Source organism: Variovorax paradoxus, from assembly GCF_022009635.1.
Classification (GTDB): Bacteria; Pseudomonadota; Gammaproteobacteria; order Burkholderiales; family Burkholderiaceae_C; genus Variovorax.
Genome location: NZ_CP091716.1, coordinates 3,630,842 through 3,656,055, shown reverse-complemented (window position 1 = coordinate 3,656,055; position 25,214 = coordinate 3,630,842). Strand labels below are relative to the sequence as shown.

Below are 25,214 nucleotides of genomic sequence, written 5' to 3'. Positions count from 1 at the left end.
TGAGGTTGTCGATGGTTCGATTAATTCGGGCAAAGCCATCAGCGGCGCGGCTTGCGCCCCTTCATCTTGTTGGCGGCCTTCTTGACCGCCGACTTGAAAGCCTGCATCGCCGATTGCGGCCCCGCGGAGGCCGAGGTGCCTCGCTCTCCGCGCGGCTCGCCGCCGCCGGCTTCCGCCGCCTTGTGGCGCGTGCCGCGCTTGGCCGATGCCTTGACCGGCACGCCGGATGATGCCGCGCCCTTGTCCTTCATGGCGCGCGCCATGAGCTCCTCGCCTTCGCGCACGAGGCGGAAGTCGATCTTGCGGCCGTCCAGGTCGACGCGGCTCACCTGCACCCGCACCCGCGTGCCGATGGCGTAGCGGATGCCGGTGCGCTCGCCGCGCAGTTCCTGGCGCATCTCGTCGAACTTGAAGTACTCGCCGCCGAGTTCGGTGATGTGCACCAGCCCTTCGACGTACATCGCGTCGAGCGTGACGAAGATGCCGAATGTCGTGGCCGCAGTGACCACGCCGCCGTACTCCTCGCCGAGGTGCTCGCGCATGTACTTGCACTTGAGCCAGGCCTCGACGTCGCGGCTGGCTTCATCGGCGCGGCGTTCGTTGGCACTGCAATGCAGGCCCGCGGCTTCCCATGCCAGCACTTCCTTGCTGGGAGCGACGGTCGCCTTCTGCGGCTTGTTGGTCGGCGCCTTCACGCGCGACGCGAGCCGCTTCGCCAGCTTGGCATGCGCCTCGCCCGGCGTCGGCAGCATCGGCAGCTGGTAGCGCGTCTTGCCCAGGATGGCCTTGATCACGCGGTGCACCAGCAGGTCCGGATAACGCCGGATCGGGCTCGTGAAGTGCGTGTAGGCCTCGTAAGCCAGCCCGAAGTGGCCGCTGTTGATCGGCGTGTAGATCGCCTGCTGCATCGAACGCAGCAGCATGGTGTGGATCTGCTGCGCGTCGGGGCGCTCCTTGGTGGCCTCGGCAATCGCCTGAAACTCGCCCGGCTTGGGGTCGTCGGTGATGCTCAGGCCCACGCCCATCGCCTTCAGATAGCCCCGCAGGATTTCCTTCTTCTCGGGCGTCGGGCCTTCGTGCACGCGGAACAGGCCTGGGTGCTTGCCTTCGGCGATGAAGTCGGCGCTGCAGACGTTAGCCGCGAGCATGGCTTCTTCGATCAGGCGGTGCGCCTCGTTGCGCGTGCGCGGCACGATTTTCTCGATGCGACCGGCGTCGTCGCAGATGATCTGCGTCTCGGTGGTTTCGAAGTCGACCGCGCCGCGCTTGCCGCGCTGCTTGAGCAGCGCCTTGTAGACGTCGGCGAGGTTCAGCAGGTCCTTGACGCGATCCTTGCGCTTGGCGGCTTCGGGGCCACGCGTGTTGCCAAGGATGGCCGCGACTTCGGTGTACGTGAATCGCGCATGGCTGAACATCACGGCCGGATAGAACTGGTAGGCGTAGATTTCGCCGTCGGCCGCGACCAGCATGTCGCACACCATGCACAGGCGCTCGACCTCCGGGTTCAGCGAGCACAGGCCGTTCGACAGCTTCTCCGGCAGCATCGGGATGACGCGGCGCGGAAAGTAGACGCTGGTGGCGCGGTCGTAGGCGTCGATGTCGATACCCGAACCGGTCTGCACATAGGCGCTGACGTCGGCGATGGCGACCAGCAGGCGCCAGCCCTTGCCACGGCCCACTTTTGCAGGCTCGCAGTAGACGGCATCGTCGAAGTCGCGTGCGTCTTCGCCGTCGATGGTGACGAGGGGGATGTCGGTGAGGTCGACACGCCCCTTCTTGTCTGCGGGACGGACCTTCTCGGGCAGCGCCTTGGCTTCAGCCAGGCACTCCGCGGAAAACTCGTGCGGCACGCCGTACTTGCGCACGGCGATTTCGATTTCCATGCCGGGGTCGTCGATCTCGCCCAGCACCTCTTTCACGCGACCCACGGGCTGGCCGAACAGCGCCGGCGGCTCCGTGAGTTGCACGACGACAACCTGCCCCACCTTCGCGGGACCGGTCGCGCCCTTGGGGATCAGTACGTCCTGACCGTAGCGCTTGTCTTCCGGAGCAACGAGCCAGATTCCACCTTCATGCAGCAGGCGGCCGATGATCGGCTGCTCTGAGCGCTCGACGATTTCGACCACGCGCCCCTCGGGGCGGCCGCGCCGGTCTTGCCGCACCACACGCGCCTTGACGCGGTCCTTGTGCAGCACCGCGCGCATCTCGTTCGGTGGCAAATAAATGTCTGCTTCACCGTCATCACGCTGCACGAAGCCGTGCCCGTCGCGATGTCCTTGAACAGTTCCTTCGAATTCGTCCAGCAGACCGCTGGAAGTGCCATTATTTTTGATATGATCTCCTTCTTTCCTGAAATTCAAAACGCAGTTGCTTCTGCAACTACGTGGGCCCAGATGGCGGAATTGGTAGACGCACTAGTTTCAGGTACTAGCGAGTAACATCGTGGAGGTTCGAGTCCTCTTCTGGGCACCAAGTTTAAACAGACCTTTACCAGGTCATTCGATTCAAGCCACCGGCCTCCGGTGGCTTTTTTCATGGTCGCTCGGATCTGCATCACGGGCGACATGATCGTCAGATCGCCCCCATCGATACCAACCGTGCACGCACGAACACGCTCGCCCGCATTCGGCAATGCCTCCTCCGCACGAACAAAGCCGTGCAGACGCAAAAATTTTGACTGCGCAAAAGGGGCGCGCCAAATCTGTGTATATAATCGCAGTCTTTGCTGAAAAGCAGAGAATGCCCAGATGGCGGAATTGGTAGACGCACTAGTTTCAGGTACTAGCGAGTAACATCGTGGAGGTTCGAGTCCTCTTCTGGGCACCAAATTCACATTGACCCCCGCCAGGTCATGTTCCGAAACAAGCCACCGGTCTCCGGTGGCTTTTTTCTTGTCCGTTCGAATCTGCATCAAATCGGCAGAGCGATCAGGTCGTGGCCTTCAGCGCCCACGATGCGCGCGCGCGTGAACTCGCCGACCTTCAGCGTCTTGCTGATCTTCTCGGGCGGCAGCAGACGGACCGTGCCGTCGATCTCCGGTGCATCGGCGTACGTGCGCCCCACTCCACCCTTGCGGCCCAGGCCGGGCGCCGAATCGACCAGCACCTGCATGGTCGAACCAATGCGGCGCTGCAGCTTGGCGATGGAGACGGCTTCAGCCACCTCCATGAATCGGGCGCGGCGCGCTTCGCGCTCAGGCTCGGGCAGCATGCCCGGAATGTCGTTGGCAGTGGCGCCTTCGACGGGACTATAGGCAAAGCAACCAGCCCGATCGATCTCGGCTTCGCGAATGAAGTCGAGCAGATGCTCGAATTCCTGCTCCGTCTCGCCAGGGAAGCCGGCGATGAATGTGCTGCGGATCACGAGCTCCGGGCACACCTCGCGCCAACGCGCGAGACGCTCCAGGTTCTTTTCGCCGCTGGCCGGGCGCTTCATGCGCTTGAGCACATCGGGGTGGCTGTGCTGCAGCGGCACGTCGAGATACGGCAACACCTGGCCACTCGCCATCAGCGGAATGACTTCGTCCACGCTCGGATACGGATACACATAGTGCAGGCGAACCCAGGCGCCGTAAGGCTCCGCGATTTCACCGAGCGTGCGCACCAGTTCGAGCATGCGCGTCTTGACGGGCTTGCCGTCCCAAAAGCCGGTGCGGTACTTCACGTCGACGCCATAGGCCGAGGTGTCCTGGCTGATCACGAGCAGCTCTTTCACGCCGCCTTCAAACAAGGCCTTGGCCTCGCTCAGCACGTCGCCGACAGGCCGCGACACGAGGTCGCCGCGCATCGACGGGATGATGCAGAAGGTGCAGCGATGGTTGCAGCCTTCGCTGATCTTCAGATATGCATAGTGGCGCGGCGTCAGCTTAAGGCCGGCAACGCCGAAGGTGTTGGGCACCAGATCGATGAAGGGATCGTGCGGCTTGGGCAGGTTCGCATGAACCGCATCCATCACTTCCTGCGTGGCATGCGGACCGGTGACGGCCAGCACGCTCGGGTGCATCTGGCGCACCAGATTGCCGCCCTGGTCGCCGGTCTTGGCGCCCAGGCAACCCGTGACGATGACGCGGCCGTTCTCGGCCAGCGCTTCACCGATGGTGTCCAGGCTCTCCTTCACGGCATCGTCGATGAAGCCGCAGGTGTTGACGATCACCAGATCGGCGCCTTCGAAGGTCTTGGCGGTTTGATAACCCTCGGCACTCAGCTGGGTCAGGATCAGTTCGGAATCAGTCAGGGCCTTGGGGCAGCCCAGGCTCACGAATCCGACCTTGGGGGCAGTCGGCGTGGCCGTACGTTCGGGGGAGGCAACTTCGCTCATATGCCTCTATTGTCCCAGCTATCGGTGACGGCCGGGCGCCCGTTGAAAAACCTTCGCCCTGGAGCGAACGGGCGGTACTCAGGGACGCTTGATGCCAAAGGCCCCCAATACCTGCTCGGTGTTTTTCTGCATCTGCTCCTGCATCTGCAGGAAAACGCTCTTGGACTGCTCGACGTAGCTGCCCATCAACCCCTGCAGCATCGGCGACTGCATGGTCATGAAGCGCGACCACATCTCGGGCGTCAGGCCTTCGGCCTTGTCGGCCAGCTGCGCCTGCACCTCGGTCATGGCCTGGATGTTCTTCTCGAGGTACGGCCCCATGTAGCCCTGCATGGCCTGGCCGTAGAACCGAATGATGTTGGCCAGCACCTGCTCGGTGAACATCGGTGCTCCGCCCGCCTCTTCTTCGAGAATGATCTGCAGCAGGATGCTGCGCGTGAGGTCGTCGCCGGTCTTGGCATCCCGCACCACGAACTGCGCACTCTGGATGACCAACTGCTTCACCTCGGTCAAGGTGATGTACGTCGATGTCTCGGTGTCGTAGAGCCTTCGGTTGGGGTACTTCTTGATCACACGTTGGACCGGCTTGACCCCGGACTTCTTGCTCTGCACTGCGGACTCCTTCACATGGACGCCCATGTCATCGGATGATTCTAGGGAGCGGTTTTGCTGCATCGCGACAAGGTTTACCCTGACCGCGTCGCGCGCGTTGCTCAATCCGGCGATGTCGCGTACTCCGCGCCACAAGCGTGGCAAGCCGCGGTTTCAGGCCGCTCTTCAGCTGCATCGCGAAAACGCAGCGGAGTTTTCTGCCCGTAGACGACCCAGCAACGCGGACAGTGCTCCTGACCCGAGGTCGGCAAATAGGCACGTGCGCGCTGTTCGGCGCGCTCTTCGGTCAATGGCATGCCCTGGCGTTGCGCACGTGCTACTTCGCGCGCGGCCATGGTGTCGATGCGACCGCTCGAATGGTCATTGATGCCGTAGACAGCACGCGCAAACTCGAGTGGAGCCTGCTTCATCAGCGCAGCAAGGCGCTTCTCGGCATGAGTGCGATCAACCAACGTTGATCGCGTATGTATCGGATCGCTAATCAAGAAATTTGAAATGAGATTTCAGAGCCCTCAAGGTAGCACAACAACATGGCCGAGGTCTTCCGAAACCAAGACGAGCATGACGCAAACACCCGAATGCTTGTTTCGGGGCTTATGCGATGAGAACTTATGATGCCAACGAGGCAGTAAGAAGGAAAAATTGCAGGCTACTTTTTGAGTATCTGCAATTTCCAAAATTTCCCCGTAAGCCTGAAGACTGGTCTTCTTCAGAGGGAAATTTGGTAGGCGCGATTGGACTCGAACCAACGACCCCCACCATGTCAAGGTGGTGCTCTAACCAGCTGAGCTACGCGCCTAAGGTTGTATTCGAGAAGCGTCTATTGTAGCAGGAGAAATCGCACCTTTTAGCGGCGACGTGCAGATCGCACACCAATTACTGCAGTGACCACGCCGAGCACCTGCGTAAGCCGCGCGGCATCGGCGATTTCGACAGTGAAGGTCATCCACGCCGTACCCTTGATCGACTGCGTCTGCACGCCGATCACGTTCATCTTCTCTCGTGCGAAGACATCGGAGATATCGCGCAGCAGCCCCTGGCGATCGGCTGCTTCCACAGCCACGTCCACCGCATACACAGGCGCCTCCGCGCCCTTCTTCGGAGCGCCCCACTCCACGTCGATGACTCGCTCGTTATCCTTCGACGCCATCGTGCGGAAGTTGCTGCAATCGCTTCGATGCACGCTGACGCCATGACCGCGCGTGACGAAGCCGCGAATCGAATCGGGCGGCGCGGGCTTGCAGCACTTGGCGAGTTGCGTCATCAAAGAAGACACGCCCACCACCAGCACGCCGCCCTTGCCCGACTTCTCGCTGCCCCGCGCCTTCTTGATGAGCACGCCATCGTCAGGACCAGGCGCCGGCTCTGGCGGACGCAGCAGCGTCTCTATATTGCGCAGCGAGAACTCGTCCTTGCCGACGACTTCGAACAGATGGTCCGCCGACTTGAAGCCAAGCTGCGAAGCAAGGTCTTCCAGCCGCACTGCCGTCTTGCCTTCGCGCTGCAGCAGCTTCTCGACCGCCTCGCGTCCGCGCGCCACGGTCTCGTGCGTGATCTGCGCGTTGAACCATGCGCGCACCTTCGCACGCGCACGATGGCTGGCCAGGTAACCGAGCTCCGCATTGAGCCAGTCGCGCGACGGGCCGCCCTCCTTGGCGGCGATGATCTCGACCGTCTGCCCGTTCGACAGCGGCGTGTTCAGCGGCACCATCGCGCCGTCGACACGCGCACCGCGGCAGCGATGGCCCAGCGTGGTGTGCACCGTGTACGCAAAGTCGACCGGCGTCGCGCCCTGCGGCAGCTCGACGATCGCCGCGTCGGGCGTCAGCACATAGATACGGTCATCGAAGAGGCCCTGCCCTTGCAGCCCGCCCGACAGGTCGCGCTCCCACGCCAGCAGCTGCCGCAGCACTGCGATCTTGGCGTCGTACTCGCCGCTCGCCCACACGCCCGCATAGCCCTTGTGGCCTGCTTCCTTGTAGGCCCAGTGCGCGGCCACGCCGTGCTCGGCGTGATCGTGCATTTCCTCGGTGCGGATCTGGATCTCGATGGGCTTGCCCGGCTTGCCATCGACAAGCTCACGCACCACCGTGTGCAGCGACTGATAGCCGTTCGGCTTTGGCCGCGCGATGTAGTCGTCGAACTCCTCGTCGATGGGCTGGAAGTGCGAATGCACCCAGGCCAGCGCCGCGTAGCAGTCCTTCACGTCAGACACCACCACGCGCAGCGCGAGGATGTCGAAGACCTGCGCGAAGTCGAGCGACTTGCCGCGCATCTTCTTGACGATGCTGTAGATATTCTTGGGCCGCCCCTGCACCGTGGCCTTGACGCCCTCGTTCTGCAGTTCGCGCTCCAGTTGCGAGCGCAGTTGCTCGACGTGCCCTTCGCGCTCGATGCGCTTCTCGTCGAGCAGCCGTGCGATCAGCTTGTAGGTTTCCGGCTCGAGGAAGCGGAAAGAAAGATCCTCGATCTCCCACTTCACCTGCCAGATGCCCAGCCGGTTGGCCAGCGGCGCAAACACCTGCAATGACTCTCGCGCCACCCCTTCGGGCGCCGGCTGCTTGCTCGCCGCCGCGTGCCGCAAGGTCTGCAGGCGCGAAGCCAGCCGCAGCATCACCACGCGCAGGTCGCGCGAGAACGCCAGCAGCATCTTGCGCACGTTCTCGGTCTGCGCGCCCGCGCCTTCGATGTGATGCCCCTGGGCGGCCGAACGCGCCTGCTCCTGCACGCGCACCAGCTTGGTCGTCTCGACCGCGAGCGCCGCGAAGTTGTCGCCGAACACCTTGGCGATCACTTCCTGCGGACGGTTCAGGTGCTGGCAGGCATAGACAAGATAGCTCGCGGCCTGCATCGCCTCGGAACCGCCCATCTTCGCGACGATGGCCGCGACCGCGTCGGCATGCGCGAGCGTGTTCTCGCCCGTGTCGAGCGTCTCATCGGCAATCAGCGGCTCGGCGAACGCACGCGCGCGCGCCAGCATGTTCTCCATCACCGGCGAGCGCTCGGCCGTTGCGGCGGACAACGGATAGTCGACCATGGCCATGTCGGACACGGGTGACGTCTGGAGGCTCGAGGAATCGCGCTTCACGCTCGTTCACTCAATCGAACAGGAAGTTGGTGACGACGGCGATCTGCGCAGGGTCGACGAAGGTCGGGGCATGGCCGATGCCCTCGAACTCGACCAGCGCGGCATGCGGGCCGCGCTGCGTCATGGCCTGCGCGGTCTCGCGCGACAACAGATCGGACACGGCGCCGCGCGTGATGAGCGTGCGCGCCTCGATGGCGTCGTACAGGCTCCACATGATCGCGCCGCCCTGCGCCGCCGCCTCAGGCGTGATGGCCCGCAGCGCCACGCCGATGGCGGGGTCGTAGTGCAGCAGCCAGCCGCCGTCTTCACTGCCGCCGGCCTCGACCTTTGCCGAACCGTCGGCCGTGCGTTGCGACGCCGGCACCACCATATGCCGCGACAGCGCGAGCCATTGCTCCGGCGTGTGCGGCCCGAAGGTGGTCGACAGCGCCCACATGGCATCGGCCGCCGCCTGCACGCTTTCGTAGCGGCCGCTCTTGCCCACATAGGCACCGATGCGCTGCACCGCGGCAGGCTCGATCGTCGGGCCGACATCGTTCAGCACGAAGCGGCGGATCGGCCGCGCCAGCGGCAGTTCCTTGTGCCCCGCGAGCACGAAGCCGATAAGCCCGCCCATGCTGGTGCCGATGTAGTCGAGCGTGTCGATGGGCTGTTCGCGATGCAGCTGCGCCACCAGCGCCACCATGTCGGCGGCGTAGACGGGCACTTGGTAGAAGGCCGGATCGCGCAGCCAGTCGCTGCGCCCGCGCCCGACCACGTCGGGGCAGACTACGCGCACATTGCCGCCGGCGCGCGCCACGATGGCCTGGGCCAGCAGGTCGAAATCGCGCCCCTGCCGGGTCAATCCGTGCACGCAAATGACGACGTTCGCGCTGCGGGCGTCGCCCCATTGCCAATAAGCCATGCGATGGCCGCCTTGGGCGTCGTCGCACGCCACGTGATGAAGCGTCGGTTCGGTCATGAAAACGAAGTCGTCCTGGTGCGGATAATTGTCTCGTCGCATCCTAATTCATCCGGAGATTGATCTACATGCTCAAAGGCAAAACCGCGCTTGTCACGGGGTCCACCAGTGGCATTGGCCTGGCCATCGCAAAGTCGCTCGCGCAACAGGGCGCGAACATCGTGCTCAACGGCTTCGGCGACGCCGAGGCTCCCAAGTCCCAGATCGAGGCGCTGGGCGTTCGCGCCGAGTACCACGGGGCCGACATGAGCAAGCCCGAGCAGATCGAGGACATGATGAAGTTCGCCGCGTCGAAGTTCGGCCGTGTCGACATCCTCGTGAACAACGCCGGAATTCAGCATGTGGCGAAGGTCGAGGACTTCCCCGCCGAACGTTGGGACGCCATCATCGCAATCAACCTCACCAGCGCATTTCATACGACCCGGCTGGCGATTCCGGCGATGCGCGAAGCCAACTGGGGTCGCGTCATCAACATCGCCTCGGCCCACGGGCTCGTGGCGTCGGCGCAGAAGTCGGCCTACGTGGCGGCCAAGCACGGCATCGTCGGCCTGACCAAGTCGGTCGCACTGGAAACCGCGACCACCGGCGTCACCGTCAACGCCATCTGCCCGGGCTGGGTGCTCACGGCGCTGGTGCAAAAGCAGATCGACGACCGCGCGGCACGCGAAGGCATCACGGCCGCGCAGGCGCAGAACGAACTGCTGGGCGAAAAGCAGCCTTCGCTGCAGTTCACCACCGTCGAGCAACTGGGCGGCCTGGCCGTGTTCCTGTGCTCGCCGGCTGCCGACCAGGTCCGGGGCGTTGCCTGGGCCATGGACGGCGGCTGGACTGCCCAGTAAAGGGTAGCCCAGCGGTACGCATCTCTCTTATTTGAGCTGCACGGAGCCCGACACGTTCACGACCACGCTGGTCTTGCCGGCCTCGACGGGCACCGCCGAATCGGACGCGAACGACGCCTTCGCCTGCATCGCCATCATGCGCGGGCGCGGGCCGTTGTCGCTCGCGTTCACCGACACCTCGCGCAGCGTGTAGCCGCCGAAGCCGAAGCCCTTGGCCAGCTCGGCGGCCTTCTGCTTGAAGTTCTCGATGGCAATGGCCTGCGCCTCGGTTTCGGTCTTGCTGCGCTGTTCGCGGCTCAGGCCGAAGCCGACATTGCCCACGCTCAGGGTGCTGATGCGCCCGGCGGCCTGGGTGATGCGCGGGAAATCGCGGCCTTCAAGCACCAGCTCGGTGGAGCCTTGCCAGCCGTTGATCTTGCCGTCCTTGGTGTAGCGCGGCGACAGGCTGAAATTGCCGGTGTGCACGTCCAGCTGGCCCGGCTGGGCGCTCTTCCTGGCTTCGGTCAGCGCGGCGTCGAGCGCTGCCTTGAGCTGCGTCTGCACGGTGGCCGCGTCGGCAGCGTCGCGGGTGGTCACGAGCGTCATGCTCAGCATGTCCTGCTGGACCTCGACCGTGCCGGCTGCCGAGAGCTGCAGCACGTTCTGCGGCGCGGGCGTGACGACGCTTTGCGCGATGGCGGTGCCGGCCACGGCCAGGGCGGCGCAGGCCGCGAGCAATCTGATGGTTTTCAAGGTGTAGTTCTCCCCAGTTGGTATGAAAGACAAGCCGAGGCCAGCAAGCTGAAGGCTGGCCTGCCGAAGCGCCTCAGCGGCGTTGGCTGCTGGGTGGCGTCAGCGGGCGGGCCGCGGTCGGCGGTGCCGGCGCGATCCGCTCGGCCGGCTGTGATTCTGCCGAATTCACCAATGCACCCGTGGCCGGCGGGGTCCATTGGCCGCGAACCTGCTGGCGCAACTCGTACAGCTCGGCGGCCGTCAGGCGCCGGCCGGCCACGGCCTCCTCGCGGCGGACCTCTTCGCGCTGCGCCGCCCGGTGGGCGGCGACGGCATCGCGGACCTCGCTGCGGCGCACCTCGCCGACCCTCAGGAAGTTGTCGGGAACCGCCTGCGCCCACAGCGGCGCGCAGGCACAGACGACGAGAAATGACCGGGCGAAAAATGGGTGTCTCATTGAGCGAAAGTCATAGGGCAACGGGAACTTTGCCACCTCAACGCGCACCCCTGGTGACCAGACCGCGAGCTTCCGCAAGTTTTGTAACTTAGTGTCAAACCATAAGTAAATCTGGCTCAACGGGCCCTTAACGCCTTCAGAATCGGCCCTGTTACAAATTCATCGTTGTAGAAATGACTCAAGTTCCCGCTCGCACCGACAAGATCGTGATCGTCGACGACGACGCCCGCATCCGCGACCTGCTGCGCCGCTACCTGACGCAGGAAGGATTCGAAGTGATCGTGGCCGAGGACGGCAAGGCGCTCAACCGAATCCTGTTGCGCGACACGGTCGACCTGATCGTGCTCGACCTGATGATGCCCGGCGAAGACGGCCTCTCGGTCTGCCGCCGGCTGCGCGCCGCCAACGATCGCACCCCGATCATCATGCTCACCGCCAAGGGCGAGGATGTGGACCGCATCGTCGGCCTCGAAGTCGGCGCCGACGACTACCTCGGCAAGCCTTTCAACCCCCGCGAACTGCTGGCCCGCGTGCACGCCGTGCTGCGCCGCCGTCCGCCGCTGGAGGCGCCCGGCGCGCCCTCCACCGAGAACGAGACCGTCACCTTCGGCCCGTTCGCCTTCGATCTCGGCTCGCGCACCCTGAAGAAGGATGGCGAAGAACTCTCGCTGACCACCGGCGAGTTCGCGATGCTGAAGGCGCTGGTGCGCCATCCGCGTCAACCGCTGTCGCGCGAAAAGCTGGCCCAGCTGGCGCGCGGGCGCGAGTTCGAGCCCTTCGACCGCAGCCTCGACGTCCAGATCTCGCGCCTGCGCAAGCTGGTCGAGTCCGACGCCGCCGCGCCGCGCTACATCCAGACCGTCTGGGGCGTGGGCTACGTGTTCGTGCCGGACGGCACGGCCTGACGCCCCGTTGAAAGGTGGCCATCGGCCAACCCGCCAGACCAGGCCTGGTCCAGGAGGACGGCGCGCAGGTCACGATGCCGAGCCCGCTCGAGGCGAGCGCGCAGCGTGACCGACGCCCCGGCCTCAAGCTGGGCTTCAGCCTCTTCTGGCGCACCTTTTTCCTGCTCGCGCTGCTGCTGATCGGCTGCACGGTCGCGTGGTTGCAGACTTTCCGCTCGCTCGAATACGAGCCCCGCGCGATTCAGACCGCGCACCAGATTGCCTCGCTCGTGAACCTCACGCGCGCGGCGCTGGTGTATTCGGACGCGATCACCCGGGTCTCGCTCATCAAGACGCTGGCCGACCAGGAAGGCGTGCGCATCCTGCCGCGCGAGCCCAACGACCGCTTCGAGCCCTACACCAGCGGCGCGCTCGACCTGCGCGTGACCGAGGAGCTGATCGACCAGCTCGGCGAAGGCACCACGGTGGCCAGCCGTGTGAACGACGAAGCGGGCCTGTGGATCGGCTTCACCATCGAGAGCGACACCTACTGGCTGCTGCTCGACCCCACGCGCTTCAGCCGGGTGGGCGGGCGCACCTGGCTGGTCTGGCTGAGCACGGCGATGGCGCTGTCGCTGGCCGGGGCGGCGCTGATCACGCGGCTCATCAACCTGCCGCTCAAGCAACTGTCGCGCGCGACCATGCAAGTGCGCGAGGGCGAATACGAAGCCCACCGGCTCGACGAACGCGCCCGCACCAACGAGATCCGGGCCGTGAACATCGGCTTCAACCGCATGGCCGACCAGCTCGCCAAGATCGAGCAGGACCGCGCCATCATGCTGGCCGGCATCTCGCACGACCTGCGCACGCCGCTGGCACGCCTGCGGCTAGAAACAGAGATGAGCGTGGCCGACGAAGACGCGCGCGATCACATGGCCGCCGACATCGCCCAGCTCGACGCGATCATCGACAAGTTCCTCGACTACGCGCGGCCCGACCATGTCGATCCGCGCCCGGTGCTGCTGCGCGACGTGGTCGATGCCTGCACCTACGCCGTGCAGGACTACGAGGAGATGAACATCACCGTCGACGTGCCCGCCGATCTGCGGGTGCTGGGCGACGAGGTCGAGCTCACGCGGGTGATTTCCAACCTGGTCGAGAACGCGCGGCGCTACGGCAAGACGCCCTCCACCGGCGTGGCCGACGTGACGATCCAGGCGCAGGCCAACAACGACGCGGTACTGATCAAGGTGCGCGACCACGGCGCGGGCGTCGAGCCCGCCCTGCTCTCACAGCTGACCAAGCCCTTCTTTCGCGGCGACACGGCCCGCACCTCGGCGGCCGGCGCTGGCCTGGGCTTGTCGATCGTGGCGAAGAACATCGAGCGCATGGGCGGCACCTTCGCGCTGACCAGCACCCCGGGGCGCGGCCTCGCGGCCCACATACGGATGCCGCGGGCGATGCCTACGAGCGCCGGCAAACCCGGCGAGTCGCAGGGCGGCAAGAAGCCGACCTGAACACCGGCGCCGCGTCAGCGGTGGAGCAGAACGGCCGCGCGCGCTTCCATCGCGCGGCCTTCGCCCACCGGACCCAGCTTCTCGGCTGTCTTGGCCTTCACGTTCACCTGTTCCAGTGTCACGCCCAGCGTGTCGGCGATGCGCTGGCACATGAGCGGAATGTGCGGCGCCAGCTTGGGCGCCTGCGCGATCACTGTGCTGTCGACATTGCCGATCTCCCAGCCTGCAGCGCGCACCCGGCGCGCCGCCTCGGCCAGCAGCACCGACGAATCGGCGCCGCGGAACTGCGGATCGGTGTCCGGAAAGTGCCGCCCGATGTCGCCCAGCCCGGCGCCGCCCAGCAGCGCGTCGGTGATGGCGTGCAGCAGCACGTCGGCGTCCGAGTGGCCCAGCAGGCCGGTGGAGTGCGGCACGTCGATGCCACCCAGGATCAGCTTGCGCCCCGCCACCAGCTGGTGAACGTCCCAGCCCTCGCCGATGCGGATGTTGAAAGCGCTCGTCATGCCATGCCCTTCTTGCGGCCGAGCAGCACGGCCTCGGCCAGTGCGAAGTCTTCGGGGTAGGTCACCTTGAAGTTCTGCGCGCTGCCCGGCACCAGCAGCGGCGACAGGCCGATGGCCTCGATGGCGCCGGCCTCGTCGGTCACGGCATCGCCGATGCGCTCCAGCGCGTCGAGCAGCATGCCGATGCGGAACATCTGCGGCGTCTGTGCGAGCCACTTGTCGGCGCGCGGCAGTGTCTGGGCCACGCGGCTTTCGGTGGTCGACACCTTCAGCGTGTCCGCCAGCCGGTGGGCCAGCAGGCCGCCCACGGCGTCGTGCTCGCAGGCGGCGATCAGCGCCTCGATCTGGCTGGAACTGACGAGGCAGCGCGCCGCGTCGTGCACCAGCACCCAGTCGTGCGCGCCGGCGCCCTTCTGGCGCAGCGCCGCGAGGCCGTTGCGCACCGTGGCCGCCCGGGTCAGGCCGCCCACGCGCAGCAGGTATTCGTTCTCGGCGGGAAAGCGCGGCAATGCGGCATCCACGTCGCGGTCGTCCGGCGACACCACCAGCGCCAGCCCCGCGAAGCGGCCCGACAGCGCCCGGAAGGCCTCCAGCGTGTGGGCCACCATCGGCAGGCCGGCCAGTCGCTGGTACTGCTTGGGCTGGGTGGACTGCGCATGGCCCGCGCGGTGGCCGGAACCGGCGCAGGGGATCAGCACGAAAAGTCGGGAAGAAGACATGAGGTCCTGTACGGGCGGGCCAATGGCCGACAAGCGGATGAAGGGCCGCCATTCTAGAATTGCCCTTCGCACACCCCTCGCCAGCCGGCGCGGGGTGTTGTGCATTTCCTAAGCGTTCCATGGACCTCCCCCACCTCACGGCGGGCAAGCGTTTCACGCTGCCGCGTCCCCCGTTGTCGGCCGATGCACTGCTGCTGGCGCAGCTGGCCATGCGCGAGAAAGCTGCCGGGCGCGCCACGGCGATGTTCACCGCCGATGCCAACGACGCCCAGCGCCTGATCGACGAAATCGCCTTCTTCGCGCCCGAGCTGCGCTGCGCCCTGTTCCCCGACTGGGAGACGCTGCCCTACGACAGCTTCTCGCCCCACCAGGACCTGATCAGCGAGCGCCTGGCCACCCTCTGGCGCATCAGCCAGAAGGAGGCCGACGTGGTGCTGGTGCCCGCCACCACCGCGCTCTACCGGCTCGCGCCACCGGCCTTCCTGGCCGGCTACACCTTCCATTTCAAGGCCAAGCAGAAGCTCGAGGAATCGAAGCTCAAGGCCCAGCTCACGCTGGCCGGCTACAGCCATGTGACGCAGGTGGTGAGCCCCGGCGAATACGCGGTGCGCGGCGGGCTGATCGACCTGTTCCCCATGGGCTCGCCGGTGCCCTTCCGCGTCGACCTGTTCGACGACGAGATCGACTCCATCCGCACCTTCGACCCCGACACCCAGCGCAGCCTCTACCCCGTGCCAGAAGTGCGTCTGCTGCCGGGGCGCGAGTTCCCGATGGACGAAGACGCGCGCGGGCGCTTCCGCGGCCGCTGGCGCGAGCTGCTCGAGGGCGATCCGACCAAGAGCCGCATCTACAAGGACATGGGCAACGGCGTGGCAACGGCCGGCATCGAGTACTACCTGCCGCTGTTCTTCGACGAGACGGCCACGGTGTTCGACTACCTGGGACCCGACGCCACCGTGGTGTTGCACGGCGACCTGGAACCCGCGTTCCAGCATTTCTGGCAGGACACCAACGAACGCTACCGCCTCGTGCGCGGCGACCCGGAGCGCCCCGCGCTGCCGCCCGAGGCGCTGTTCCTGAACGCCGAGCAGTTCTACCAGCGCGCCAAGCCGCACGCACAACTTGCCATTCGCGGCGACGTCCCCACCGAGGCACCCTACGCCGAGTTCGACAGGCTGCCGCCTTTCGCCGTGGTGCGCGGCGCCGAAGACCCGCTGGTCGGCCTCAAGGCGCACATCGCGAAGACGCCGCACCGCGTGCTGCTGATCGCCGAAAGCGACGGCCGCCGCGAGAGCCTGCTCGACTTCCTGCGCGCCAGCGGCGTGAATCCGCCGGCCTTCGACTCGCTGGCCGAGTTCGAAGCCTCGGCCGACGAAAAGGTCGGCATCGCCACCGCCGCGCTGGCCTCGGGCTTCGCCTGGCGCGAGCAAGGCATCGACCTCGTCACCGAAACCGAGCTGTTCGCCACCGCGCCCACCACGCGCCGGCGCAACAAGAAGCAGGAGCAGGTCAGCGACGTCGAAGCACTCATCAAGGACCTGTCGGAGCTGAATGTCGGCGACCCGGTGGTGCACACGGCGCACGGCATCGGCCGCTACCGGGGCCTGATCCACATGGACCTGGGCCAGGGCACCGACGCCGAAGGCAAGCCGCTGCTGCAGGAAATGCTGCACCTGGAGTACGCCGACAAGGCCACGCTCTACGTGCCCGTTTCGCAGCTGCACCAGATCAGCCGCTACACCGGCGTCAGTGCCGACGAGGCTCCGCTGCACAAGCTGGGCTCCGGCCAGTGGGAAAAGGCCAAGCGCAAGGCTGCCGAACAGGTGCGCGACTCGGCCGCCGAGCTGCTCAACATCTACGCCCGCCGCGCCGCGCGCGAAGGCCATGCCTTCCGCTACTCGCCGGCCGACTACGAGGTATTCGCCAACGACTTCGGCTTCCAGGAAACCGCCGACCAGAAGGCCGCGATCCACGCCGTGGTGCAGGACATGATCTCGCCCCAGCCCATGGACCGCCTCGTGTGCGGCGACGTGGGCTTCGGCAAGACCGAGGTTGCGTTGCGCGCCGCCTTCATCGCCGTGACCGGCGGCAAGCAGGTGGCCTTCCTCGCGCCGACCACGCTGCTGGCCGAGCAGCACTACCAGACGCTGGTCGACCGCTTCGCCAAGTGGCCGGTGAAGGTGGCCGAAATGAGCCGCTTCCGCTCGGCCAAGGAAATCACCGCCGCCGCCAAGGGGCTGGCCGAGGGCCAGGTCGACATCGTGGTCGGCACCCACAAGCTGCTTTCGCAGTCGGTCAAGTTCAAGAACCTTGGCCTGCTCATCATCGACGAGGAGCATCGCTTCGGCGTGCGCCACAAGGAGGCGATGAAGGCCATGCGCGCCGAGGTCGACGTGCTCACGCTCACCGCCACGCCGATTCCGCGCACGCTGGGCATGGCGCTCGAAGGCCTGCGCGACCTGAGCGTGATCGCCACCGCGCCGCAGCGGCGCCTGGCCATCAAGACTTTCGTGCGCAACGAAGGCACCGGCGTGATCCGCGAAGCCGTGCTGCGCGAGCTGAAACGCGGCGGGCAGGTCTACTTCCTGCACAACGAGGTCGAGACCATCGAGAACCGCCGCCAGAAGCTGGAAGAGATCCTCCCCGAGGCCCGCATCGCCGTGGCCCACGGGCAGATGCCCGAGCGCGAGCTCGAGCGCGTGATGCGCGACTTCGTGGCGCAGCGCTACAACCTGCTGCTGTGCTCGACCATCATCGAGACCGGCATCGACGTGCCGACCGCCAACACCATCGTGATGAGCCGTGCCGACAAATTCGGCCTGGCGCAGCTGCACCAGCTGCGTGGCCGCGTCGGCCGTTCGCACCATCAGGCATATGCCTACCTCATGGTGCCCGACACCGAGGGCCTGACCAAGCAGGCGGCGCAGCGGCTCGACGCCATCCAGCAGATGGAAGAACTGGGCTCCGGCTTCTACCTAGCCATGCACGACCTGGAGATCCGCGGCACCGGCGAAGTGCTGGGCGAAAGCCAGAGCGGCAACATGACGGAGATCGGCTTCCAGCTCTACAACGAGATGCTCAGCGAGGCCGTGCGCGCGCTCAAGGCCGGGCAGGAGCCGGACCTGCTGTCGCCGCTGTCTGTTACCACCGAAATCAACCTGCACGCCCCCGCCCTGCTGCCCGACGACTACTGCGGCGACGTGCACCTTCGCCTGTCGTTCTACAAGAAGCTCGCCACCGCGAAGACGCCCGACCAGATCGACACGCTGCTCGAAGAAATCGTCGACCGCTTCGGCAAGCTGCCGCCGCAGGCGCAGACGCTCATCGACACGCACCGCCTGCGCGTGCTGGCGCGGCCGTACGGCGTGGTGAAGGTCGATGCCGCGCCCGGCATCATCAATATCACCTTCAAGAAAGACCCGCCGGTGGATGGCATGGCCATCATCCAGCTGATCCAGAAGAACAAGCACATCAAGCTGGCGGGCAACGAAAAGCTGCGCATCGAGCGCGAACTGAAAGAACCCAAGGAACGGGCCCAGATGGTGCGCGACGTGCTGCGCAGCCTGGGCCAACCCACCGTCAAGGAAAACGTCACCGCATGAGCGCCACCCAAGAAATCTCCCCCGGCCTGGTCATCCAGCGCGTGAAGCCACCGCTGAAACTGGCCGACTTCAAGCTGATCGCGTTCGACATGGACTCGACGCTGATCAACATCGAATGCATCGACGAAATTGCCGACGCTGTCGGCAAAAAGGCCGAGGTGGCCGCCATCACCGAAGCCACGATGCGCGGCGAGATCAAGGACTTCAAGGAAAGCCTGCGGCGCCGCGTGGCCCTGCTGAAGGGCGTGCCGGTCGAGGCGCTGCAGCAGGTGTACGACGAGCGGCTGAAGCTCAACCCCGGCGCGAGCGAGCTGGTTGCGGCCTGCAAGAAGGCGGGCCTCAAGGTGCTGCTGGTGTCGGGCGGCTTCACCTTTTTCGCGAACCGCGTGAAGGAGCGCCTGGGTATCGACTTCGCGCGCTCCAACCTGCTCGACGAAGCCGACGGCAAGCTCACCGGAGAGGTCGTCACGCAAAGCTGGGGCGACATCTGCGACGGCGCCGAGAAGCGCCGCACGCTGCTCGAGGTGGCGTCGCTCATGGGCATCTCTGCGCAAGAGACCATCGCCGTGGGCGACGGCGCCAACGACCTCCCGATGATGGGCGAGGCCGGTCTATCCGTGGCCTATCACGCCAAGCCGAAGGTGCGCGAGCAGGCCATGGTTGCCATCAACGAAGGCGGCCTGGACCGCGTTCTCGAAATACTGCGATGACTGGTTGGGGCGCGATTCTTGGGGCGATCACGCCCTGAACGAACATCGAACAACACGACGAGACAACGGACCATGGACATGACCGACACCGCTCCGCTCTACCGCGCCGACGCCCTCGAAGACTACGCCAGCGCCCTCCTCCAGAAAGCCGGACTCGAAGCATCGAAAGCCGGCAGCGTCGCCCGCACCCTGGTCGAAGGCGACCTGCTCGGCCACGACACCCACGGCCTCGCGCTGCTGGCCGGGTATGTGAAGGAGCTGGAGTCCGGCGGCATGACACGCGACGGCGCTCCCGAAGTGCTGTCGGACCGCCCGGCCGCCGTGCTGTGGGACGGCAAGCGCCTGCCCGGCCCCTGGCTCATGGACCAGGGCATGGACCTGCTGGTGCCCCGCGCGCGCGAACTCGGCACCGCCTCGCTCGTCATCCGCCGCAGCCACCACATCGCCTGCCTCGCCGTCTACATGCTGCGCGCGCTGCGGGAAGACATGCTCATGCTGCTGGCCTGCTCCGACCCCAACACCGCCAGCGTCGCGCCCTTCGGCGGCACGCAGGCCGTGTTCACGCCCAATCCGCTGGCCATGGGCTTTCCGCTGTCGCAGGGCGGTGTGATGGTCGACATCTCGGCCTCCATCACCACCAACGGCATGAGCAACCGCAAGCGCGCGGCCGGCGAGACCTTCGCCGAGGAATGGCTGATCGACGCCGCCGGCAAGCCGTCGAACGACCCGCAGGTGCTGTTCGACCAGCCGCCCGGCACGCTGCTGCCCGTGGGCGGCCTGAGCCACGGCCACAAGGGCTACGGCATGGCGCTGCTGGTCGAGACGCTGACCGCCGGCCTGGCGGGTCACGGCCGGGCCGATGCGCCCGAAGGCTGGGGCGCCACGGTGCACATCACGCTGCACGACCTCAACGCCTTCGGCGGCAAGGACGCCTTCCTGCGCCAGATGGACCATGTGGCCGCGCAATGCCGCGCCAACACGCCCATCGACCCGGCAAAGCCTGTGCGGCTGCCGGGCGAAGGCGGTTTGAAGCGTCGGGATGCGCAATCGAAGAACGGGGTGCGGCTGCACCCGTCGATCGCACGTGCGCTGCAGGATGCGGAGCAGCGTCACGGCCTGCGGCTGGCGCAGGCGCTGGCCTGAAGAGGCCGGCTCAGTCTTCTTCGGTTTCGGAAGCGTCCGGGGCGGTTTCACCCGCGGGGCGCGGCTTGCGCTTGCCGGGTTTGGCGACGACCTCGACATAGAACTGCTTGCCGCCGTCCTTGACCACGCCGTCGATCAGGCCGGTAATGGCCGAAAGATGGACGACTTCGGCCGATTCCTCGGCCGCGCCGAACTTGCAGTCGAAGTCCCAGAAGTCCGCGCCTTCCGGCAATACGCGCCGCCGCTCGCGCTTGATGTACTTGCGGATCTCGTGCTTGATGGCTTCGAGGAGACGGTCGGGGTGCTTGCCCTCGACCTGAAGCTGAAAGGTTTTTCTCATGGGTGATCGTAACGCCCCCGCCGCGCCGCTGTGTACAGTCGGCGCTTCAAACGAAAGCAGGTGAAAGACATGGCGCGCGCAAACGACTGGGCAAGCAAGGTGATGGCATTGATCAACGGTGGCAATCCCACCGCCGCCATCGCGCAGATCAAGGTCGCGCCCTCGGTCAAGGACCTGAAGGCGCTCCAGACCATCATGACGCTCTCGAAAATGAAAGGCCGCTATCCGAACGTGGATGCGGCCATCGCGGACAACCTGGACCTGCTTGCAGCGCCCCGGCTGCACCGGTCCCCTTGACTCCGGGGCTTACAGGGCCTGTCCGAGGCGCTTGACGCCCTCTTCGATCTTCGCCACGTCGGCCGTCGCGAAGCTCAGGCGCAGCGTGGCCACGTCGGGCTTCTCGGCGAAGAACGGCGCGCCGGGCACGAAGGCCACCAGTTTCTCGATCGCGCGCTTGGCCAGTTCGTTCGCATCGGCCAGCTTGCCGTTGGCGCCCGTCAGGCGCGCCCAGAAGAACAGGCCCCCGTTGGGCTGGGTGAAGCTCACCGCATCGCCCAGTTCGCGCTTGAGCGCATTGCCCATGGCCTGCGCGCGCTGGCCGTACACCTCGCGCACATGCGCCAGCGTGGCCGGCATGCGGCCGCTCTTGAGGTATTGAGCGGCCGTGGCCTGCGAGAAGGTGCTGGTGTGCGCGTCGCTGAACTGCTTGCACATGGTGGCCTTGGCCAGCAGCTCGGGCGGCGCGATCATCCAGCCGATGCGCAGGCCCGGGCTCAGCACCTTGCTCAGGCTGCCGCAGTGGGCCAGCAGTTCGCGGCTGCCGGGCACGTCCTTGCTCAGCGCCATGATCGACGGCGGCGGGGCTTCGCCGAAGTACAGGTCGCCGTAGGGGTCGTCCTCGACGATCAGCGTCTGGTACTTCACGGCCAGCTCGAGCACCTTCTTGCGGCGCTCCAGGCTCAGCATGGCGCCGCTGGGGTTGCCGAAGGTGGGAATCAGGTAGACGAACTTGGGCTTGTGCTCGGCGATGAGTTTCTCGAGTTCGTCGGTCTTCACGCCATTGGCGTCGATGGGCGCGCTGATGAGCTGCGCGCCGTACAGGCGGAAGCACTGAATGGTGGCCAGGAAGGTCGGGCCCTCGACGATCACCTTGTCGCCGGGCGAGATCATGGTCTTGCCCAGCAGGTCCAGCGCCTGCTGGCTGCCGGTGGTGACGATCAGGCCGCTGGGGTCGACGTCGACGCCCTTGGTCTTCATGAAGGCGCTCAGTTGGGTGCGCAGTGGCTCGTAGCCTTCGGTGGCGCCGTATTGCAGCGCGCCGCCGGGTTCTTCGGTGAGTGCCTTGTTGCTCGCCTCCTTGAGGCCCTCGACGTCGAACATGGCGCTGTCAGGGAAGCCGCCCGCGAAGCTGATGATGCCGGGCTTGCCCAGCAGCTTGAAGAGTTCGCGGATGGCGGAGGTCTCGACGTTGTCGAGTCGGGAGGCGAATTGCATGGTTTGGCTCTCTTTCTGGGGTGCCATTGTCGCGAAAGCGGCGGGCAATAAAGCTGCGTAAGGCTTTGGCCTTTCAACGATATATTGCGCTAAAGCCGATCCCCGCCCCATGAAAAAAGAAACCATCCCCCTCTTCTTCGCCACGTTGCAGGCGGCCAACCCCGAACCCCAGACCGAACTCGAATACACCACGCCCTTCGAACTGCTGGCCGCCGTGCTGCTGTCCGCGCAGGCCACCGACGTGGGCGTGAACAAGGCCACGCGCAAGCTGTTCCCGGTGGCGAACACGCCGCAGGCCATTTACGACCTCGGCGTGGAAGGCCTGGAGGAATACATCAAGACCATCGGCCTGTACCGCAGCAAGGCCAAGCACCTGATCGAAACCTGCCGCATGCTGGTCGAGCAGCATGGCGGCGAAGTACCGCGCACCCGCGCCGAGCTGGAGGCGCTGCCCGGCGTGGGCCGCAAGACCGCCAACGTGGTGCTGAACGTGGCTTTCGGCGAGGCCACCATCGCGGTCGACACGCACATCTTCCGCATGGGCAACCGCACCGGGCTCGCGCCGGGCAAGACGCCGCTCGAGGTGGAACTCAAGCTGGAGAAGCGCGTCCCACTGCAATACCGGCTGCACGCGCACCACTGGCTCATCCTGCACGGACGCTACATCTGCGTGGCGCGCAAGCCGCGTTGCTGGGAATGCGCGGTCGCCACCTTCTGCGACTACAAGCCCAAGACGCCGGCGCCGAAGACAGCCTGAAAAACACACCCGACAACACACCGAATGACAATGAAGAAGCCCCCGTCCCGCACGCTCCTGGCCACCGTCCTGCTCGGCATGGCCGTCTGCGTGCCGGCCGTGTCGTGGTCGCAGGCCGCTTCGCCCGGCCTGCCCGCCGATGCGATGGCGCAGTACGGCGGGCGCTGGTCGACCGACTGCGCCAACGCGGCCGCGCCCACCGTGCAGGTGCACCCTGACATGCTGATCGCCGCCAGCGGCAAGCGCCGCGTGGTCGGCACGGCGCCGCAGACGGCCCACAGCTTCTTCGGCAACAGCCCTCCGCCCGCCAACTTCGACGTGGCGCTGATGAGCACCGTGGGCAAGGCCGGCGCCATGACCTTCCTGGTCTACCGCGAGGCGCGCGGCCAGTCGATCACGCTGGACGCGGAGAAGCCCGTCGCCGGCCAGCTCGGCCCCGACATGATGAAGTTGCGCTACTGGCGCTGCGACGGCGCCGCGCGCGCCGCGCCGCCGCCGGCCGAAGCCGCGGCGCCCGCGAAGCAACCCGCCCCGCCCACCGGCAGCCCCGCCGCGCTGGCCCAGGGCCCGGCCATGCAGAAGGCCTGGCGCGCCGCGCTCGGCACGCGCGAGACCGACCGCTGGCTGGTGCGCCGCGAAGGCCCGGCGCCCGAGCCCCAATGGGTGACGGTCGACGGCACGCGCTACCTGCTGCATGCCTTCTGCAAGCCGCACGACTGCTACGACAACAACGCCATCGCCCTGTACGACCAGGGCTCGGGCCGCATCTACGGCCTGGTGCAGCGCAACGGCAAGAACCGTCTCGTGGGCACGCCGCCCGCGGCGCTCGCGCCCCAGCTCGACAAGCTCTGGCGCGAGCAGTGGCGCCAGAAGAACTGAAGCCGAAGGGCTCCGCGCGCTGCCCGCTCAGGCCAGCTTGAACATGCGCACCGCATGCACCAGGCCCGCGGCCTGATCGTTCATCGACTGCGCGGCGGCCGAGGCCTGCTCGACCAGCGCCGCGTTCTGCTGCGTGGTGCGGTCCATCTGCTTGATGGCGTCGTTCACCTGCTCGATACCGGCCGACTGCTCCTGGCTGGCCGCGGTGATCTCGGCCATGATGTCCGTCACCCGCCGCACGCTGCCCATGATCTCTTCCATGGTCTTGCCGGCTTCATTGACCAGCGTGCTGCCCGCGTCGACCTCGTCCACCGAGTCGCCGATCAGCGTCTTGATTTCCTTCGCCGCCGCCGCCGAGCGCTGCGCCAGGCTGCGCACCTCCGAGGCCACCACCGCGAAGCCGCGCCCCTGCTCGCCGGCGCGCGCGGCCTCCACCGCAGCGTTCAGCGCGAGGATGTTGGTCTGGAAAGAGATGCCGTCGATCACGCCGATGATCTCCACCACCTTGCGCGACGAGGCGTTGATGGACGCCATCTTCTCCACCACCTGGTCCACCACCGCGCCGCCGCGCGACGCCACCTGCGAGGCCGAGTCGGCCAGCTGGTTGGCCAGCCGCGCGTTGTCGGCGTTCTGCTTGACGGTGGAGGTCAGCTCCTGCATGGACGCCGCCGTCTGCTCCAGCGAGCTGGCCTGCGCCTCGGTGCGCGAAGACAGGTCGCGGTTGCCCGAGGCGATCTGGCTCGACGCCGTGGCGATCGAATCGGTGCCGTCGCGCACCTGCCCCACCACCTTGGCCAGCTCGTCGTTCATGGAGCGCAGCGCGCGCATCAGCATGCCCGACTCCGAGGAATCCCCCACCTCGATGCGCGCCGTCAGGTCGCCCGAAGCCACCTGCTGCGCCACCGTTACCGCCTGCCCAAGGGGCCGCGTGATCGAGCGCGTCATGCGAAAGGCCAGCAGCAGCCCGCCGACCAGCGAGGCGCAACTGATCCACACGATCATCCACTTGGCGCGCTGGTACGCGGCCTGAGTCGACGCGGTGCTCTCGTCGGCGCTTTTCTTCAGCTGCGCCTGGAAGGCCGCCACATGCGCCAGCACCTGGTTCAGCAGCGGCATGCACTCCTGCGTCAGCACCTTGACGGCCGCGTCGGTCTGGTGCGAGGTGGCGAGCCCGACCACGTTCTTGGCGATGGGCAGGTACTGCGCCTCCAGCGCGCGCAGCTTTTCGAGCATCTGGCGTTCCTCGGGGGTCGAGGCGGCGGGGTCGGCCATCACGGTGGCCAGGCTCTGCAGCCCGCCGTCGATCTCGCGCTGGGAGCTCCCGACGAGTTCGATGTCGCCTTTCTGCGCGGCCGAGTCGCTCACCAGCGCCAGGTTGCGCGCCGCGATGGCCCGCTTGCCGATGGCGGACTGCACGTTGTTGAGTTCGTCGAGCTTGCGCTGGCCGACCTCGGTCGCAAAGGCGATGCGCTCCGAAAGATGCGCCATCTCGCGCAGGCCGATGCCGGTGATGACCAGCTGCAGCAGCAGCAACAGCGCAAAACCCAGCCCGAGACGGGCGCCAATCCTGAGATTCGAAAGATCGAGCATGTAGCTTCCTTCAAAAAAGTTGCGGGGCCTCCCTTTCGTCATCGGCGGCCCCTGCATGCGCCACCCCACCCCTGAAGGGTGGGATGGGCAA

At 66.3% G+C, this 25,214-nt stretch carries 22 protein-coding genes and 3 tRNA genes; 11 read left to right on the top strand and 14 right to left on the bottom strand.

The features are described 5' to 3' along the window. Window positions 1-38 precede the first annotated feature (38 nt). A complete protein-coding gene (gene rnr / locus L3V85_RS16980; protein ID WP_237680581.1) occupies window positions 39-2,306 on the bottom strand; it encodes a ribonuclease R in 2,268 nt (755 codons plus the stop codon). A gap of 81 nt (window positions 2,307-2,387) precedes the next feature. Between rnr and L3V85_RS16975 the strand changes: the two genes are divergently transcribed. Together L3V85_RS16975 and L3V85_RS16970 are read left to right on the top strand one after the other, a co-directional pair. Continuing rightward, a tRNA-Leu gene (locus tag L3V85_RS16975) sits at window positions 2,388-2,472 on the top strand. Window positions 2,473-2,741: 269 nt separating this feature from the next. Next, window positions 2,742-2,826: transfer RNA gene (locus tag L3V85_RS16970), tRNA-Leu, on the top strand. 84 nt (window positions 2,827-2,910) lie between these two features. On the opposite strand, the gene rimO is transcribed toward L3V85_RS16970, so the two are convergent. The 6 genes from rimO to L3V85_RS16940 form a co-directional block, all read right to left on the bottom strand. Beyond that, complete coding sequence (rimO, locus tag L3V85_RS16965) at window positions 2,911-4,317, bottom strand: 30S ribosomal protein S12 methylthiotransferase RimO (protein ID WP_237680213.1); 1,407 nt, start codon at window positions 4,315-4,317, stop codon at window positions 2,911-2,913. A 78-nt stretch (window positions 4,318-4,395) separates the two neighbouring features. After that, complete coding sequence (gene phaR / locus L3V85_RS16960; RefSeq protein ID WP_237680212.1) at window positions 4,396-4,956, bottom strand: polyhydroxyalkanoate synthesis repressor PhaR; 561 nt, start codon at window positions 4,954-4,956, stop codon at window positions 4,396-4,398. Between the two features lie 74 nt (window positions 4,957-5,030). Continuing rightward, window positions 5,031-5,381 (bottom strand): hypothetical protein, encoded by a 351-nt coding sequence (locus L3V85_RS16955; RefSeq protein WP_237680211.1) that lies wholly within the window; start codon window positions 5,379-5,381, stop codon window positions 5,031-5,033. Between the two features lie 270 nt (window positions 5,382-5,651). After that, a tRNA-Val gene (locus tag L3V85_RS16950) sits at window positions 5,652-5,728 on the bottom strand. A gap of 48 nt (window positions 5,729-5,776) precedes the next feature. Further along, window positions 5,777-7,972, bottom strand: coding sequence for a RelA/SpoT family protein (locus L3V85_RS16945; protein WP_414080232.1), 2,196 nt, complete (start codon window positions 7,970-7,972; stop codon window positions 5,777-5,779). A gap of 55 nt (window positions 7,973-8,027) precedes the next feature. Next, window positions 8,028-9,020 carry an alpha/beta fold hydrolase gene (locus L3V85_RS16940; protein WP_237680210.1) on the bottom strand — a complete coding sequence of 331 codons (993 nt, stop codon included), beginning with the start codon at window positions 9,018-9,020 and terminating at the stop codon, window positions 8,028-8,030. Between the two features lie 26 nt (window positions 9,021-9,046). Between L3V85_RS16940 and L3V85_RS16935 the strand changes: the two genes are divergently transcribed. Next, entirely contained in the window at window positions 9,047-9,817 is a 771-nt protein-coding gene (locus L3V85_RS16935) for a 3-hydroxybutyrate dehydrogenase (protein ID WP_237680209.1), read from the top strand. A gap of 27 nt (window positions 9,818-9,844) precedes the next feature. Here L3V85_RS16935 and L3V85_RS16930 read toward each other — a convergent pair whose 3' ends face one another. Both L3V85_RS16930 and L3V85_RS16925 read right to left on the bottom strand, forming a co-directional pair. Beyond that, the gene (locus L3V85_RS16930) at window positions 9,845-10,549 is read right to left on the bottom strand and encodes an SIMPL domain-containing protein (protein WP_237680208.1); all 705 of its coding nucleotides are present in this window, start codon (window positions 10,547-10,549) and stop codon (window positions 9,845-9,847) included. Between the two features lie 73 nt (window positions 10,550-10,622). After that, window positions 10,623-11,063 (bottom strand): hypothetical protein, encoded by a 441-nt coding sequence (locus tag L3V85_RS16925; protein WP_237680207.1) that lies wholly within the window; start codon window positions 11,061-11,063, stop codon window positions 10,623-10,625. 95 nt (window positions 11,064-11,158) lie between these two features. Here L3V85_RS16925 and ompR point away from each other — a divergent pair, with 95 nt between their 5' ends. Beyond that, on the top strand, window positions 11,159-11,890 hold the full coding sequence (gene ompR / locus L3V85_RS16920) for a two-component system response regulator OmpR (RefSeq protein WP_007837017.1): 732 nt from the start codon (window positions 11,159-11,161) through the stop codon (window positions 11,888-11,890). Window positions 11,891-11,964: 74 nt separating this feature from the next. Further along, window positions 11,965-13,386, top strand: a complete 1,422-nt coding sequence (locus L3V85_RS16915) for a sensor histidine kinase (RefSeq protein ID WP_237680579.1) — start codon at window positions 11,965-11,967, stop codon at window positions 13,384-13,386. 14 nt (window positions 13,387-13,400) lie between these two features. Here L3V85_RS16915 and ispF read toward each other — a convergent pair whose 3' ends face one another. Beyond that, window positions 13,401-13,889 (bottom strand): 2-C-methyl-D-erythritol 2,4-cyclodiphosphate synthase, encoded by a 489-nt coding sequence (gene ispF, locus L3V85_RS16910; protein ID WP_237680206.1) that lies wholly within the window; start codon window positions 13,887-13,889, stop codon window positions 13,401-13,403. Further along, entirely contained in the window at window positions 13,886-14,608 is a 723-nt protein-coding gene (gene ispD / locus L3V85_RS16905) for a 2-C-methyl-D-erythritol 4-phosphate cytidylyltransferase (RefSeq protein ID WP_237680205.1), read from the bottom strand. Before ispD ends, ispF begins: the two co-directional genes overlap by 4 nt. A gap of 119 nt (window positions 14,609-14,727) precedes the next feature. On the opposite strand from ispD, the gene mfd reads away from it, so the two are divergent. The 3 genes from mfd to L3V85_RS16890 all read left to right on the top strand — a co-directional run bounded on the left by mfd (window position 14,728) and on the right by L3V85_RS16890 (window position 20,063). Beyond that, window positions 14,728-18,210, top strand: coding sequence for a transcription-repair coupling factor (gene mfd, locus L3V85_RS16900; RefSeq protein ID WP_237680204.1), 3,483 nt, complete (start codon window positions 14,728-14,730; stop codon window positions 18,208-18,210). Continuing rightward, the gene (serB, locus tag L3V85_RS16895) at window positions 18,207-18,920 is read left to right on the top strand and encodes a phosphoserine phosphatase SerB (protein ID WP_237680203.1); all 714 of its coding nucleotides are present in this window, start codon (window positions 18,207-18,209) and stop codon (window positions 18,918-18,920) included. The genes mfd and serB overlap by 4 nt, the downstream gene beginning before the upstream one ends. Before the next feature lie 78 nt (window positions 18,921-18,998). Continuing rightward, a complete protein-coding gene (locus tag L3V85_RS16890; RefSeq protein ID WP_237680202.1) occupies window positions 18,999-20,063 on the top strand; it encodes an Ldh family oxidoreductase in 1,065 nt (354 codons plus the stop codon). A gap of 10 nt (window positions 20,064-20,073) precedes the next feature. Here the strand turns inward: L3V85_RS16890 and L3V85_RS16885 are convergent, their stop codons facing one another. Next, a complete protein-coding gene (locus tag L3V85_RS16885) occupies window positions 20,074-20,403 on the bottom strand; it encodes a DUF6172 family protein (protein ID WP_237680201.1) in 330 nt (109 codons plus the stop codon). Between the two features lie 69 nt (window positions 20,404-20,472). On the opposite strand from L3V85_RS16885, the gene L3V85_RS16880 reads away from it, so the two are divergent. Continuing rightward, window positions 20,473-20,700, top strand: a complete 228-nt coding sequence (locus tag L3V85_RS16880; protein WP_176664311.1) for a hypothetical protein — start codon at window positions 20,473-20,475, stop codon at window positions 20,698-20,700. A gap of 9 nt (window positions 20,701-20,709) precedes the next feature. On the opposite strand, the gene L3V85_RS16875 is transcribed toward L3V85_RS16880, so the two are convergent. Continuing rightward, window positions 20,710-21,897 (bottom strand): PLP-dependent aminotransferase family protein, encoded by a 1,188-nt coding sequence (locus tag L3V85_RS16875; protein WP_237680200.1) that lies wholly within the window; start codon window positions 21,895-21,897, stop codon window positions 20,710-20,712. A gap of 109 nt (window positions 21,898-22,006) precedes the next feature. On the opposite strand from L3V85_RS16875, the gene nth reads away from it, so the two are divergent. Next, on the top strand, window positions 22,007-22,654 hold the full coding sequence (gene nth / locus L3V85_RS16870; RefSeq protein ID WP_237680199.1) for an endonuclease III: 648 nt from the start codon (window positions 22,007-22,009) through the stop codon (window positions 22,652-22,654). Window positions 22,655-22,684: 30 nt separating this feature from the next. Then, complete coding sequence (locus L3V85_RS16865; RefSeq protein WP_237680198.1) at window positions 22,685-23,533, top strand: Ivy family c-type lysozyme inhibitor; 849 nt, start codon at window positions 22,685-22,687, stop codon at window positions 23,531-23,533. A 27-nt stretch (window positions 23,534-23,560) separates the two neighbouring features. On the opposite strand, the gene L3V85_RS37335 is transcribed toward L3V85_RS16865, so the two are convergent. After that, window positions 23,561-25,123 (bottom strand): methyl-accepting chemotaxis protein, encoded by a 1,563-nt coding sequence (locus L3V85_RS37335; protein WP_272934797.1) that lies wholly within the window; start codon window positions 25,121-25,123, stop codon window positions 23,561-23,563. Between the last annotated feature and the right edge of the window lie 91 nt (window positions 25,124-25,214).

Bases quoted from the DNA above. Each gene is read 5' to 3' on its own strand.
- serB (WP_237680203.1), top strand. From the start codon at position 18,207: ATGAGCGCCACCCAAGAAATCTCCCCCGGCCTGGTCATCCAGCGCGTG.
- L3V85_RS16875 (WP_237680200.1), bottom strand. From the start codon at position 21,897: ATGCAATTCGCCTCCCGACTCGACAACGTCGAGACCTCCGCCATCCGC.
- L3V85_RS16940 (WP_237680210.1), bottom strand. From the start codon at position 9,020: ATGCGACGAGACAATTATCCGCACCAGGACGACTTCGTTTTCATGACC.
- L3V85_RS16945 (WP_414080232.1), bottom strand. From the start codon at position 7,972: ATGGCCATGGTCGACTATCCGTTGTCCGCCGCAACGGCCGAGCGCTCG.
- L3V85_RS16885 (WP_237680201.1), bottom strand. From the start codon at position 20,403: ATGAGAAAAACCTTTCAGCTTCAGGTCGAGGGCAAGCACCCCGACCGT.
- ompR (WP_007837017.1), top strand. From the start codon at position 11,159: ATGACTCAAGTTCCCGCTCGCACCGACAAGATCGTGATCGTCGACGAC.
- ispD (WP_237680205.1), bottom strand. From the start codon at position 14,608: ATGTCTTCTTCCCGACTTTTCGTGCTGATCCCCTGCGCCGGTTCCGGC.
- ispF (WP_237680206.1), bottom strand. From the start codon at position 13,889: ATGACGAGCGCTTTCAACATCCGCATCGGCGAGGGCTGGGACGTTCAC.
- rimO (WP_237680213.1), bottom strand. From the start codon at position 4,317: ATGAGCGAAGTTGCCTCCCCCGAACGTACGGCCACGCCGACTGCCCCC.
- L3V85_RS16915 (WP_237680579.1), top strand. From the start codon at position 11,965: ATGCCGAGCCCGCTCGAGGCGAGCGCGCAGCGTGACCGACGCCCCGGC.
- mfd (WP_237680204.1), top strand. From the start codon at position 14,728: ATGGACCTCCCCCACCTCACGGCGGGCAAGCGTTTCACGCTGCCGCGT.
- L3V85_RS16865 (WP_237680198.1), top strand. From the start codon at position 22,685: ATGAAGAAGCCCCCGTCCCGCACGCTCCTGGCCACCGTCCTGCTCGGC.
- L3V85_RS37335 (WP_272934797.1), bottom strand. From the start codon at position 25,123: ATGCTCGATCTTTCGAATCTCAGGATTGGCGCCCGTCTCGGGCTGGGT.
- L3V85_RS16935 (WP_237680209.1), top strand. From the start codon at position 9,047: ATGCTCAAAGGCAAAACCGCGCTTGTCACGGGGTCCACCAGTGGCATT.
- L3V85_RS16890 (WP_237680202.1), top strand. From the start codon at position 18,999: ATGACCGACACCGCTCCGCTCTACCGCGCCGACGCCCTCGAAGACTAC.
- L3V85_RS16880 (WP_176664311.1), top strand. From the start codon at position 20,473: ATGGCGCGCGCAAACGACTGGGCAAGCAAGGTGATGGCATTGATCAAC.
- nth (WP_237680199.1), top strand. From the start codon at position 22,007: ATGAAAAAAGAAACCATCCCCCTCTTCTTCGCCACGTTGCAGGCGGCC.
- phaR (WP_237680212.1), bottom strand. From the start codon at position 4,956: ATGGGCGTCCATGTGAAGGAGTCCGCAGTGCAGAGCAAGAAGTCCGGG.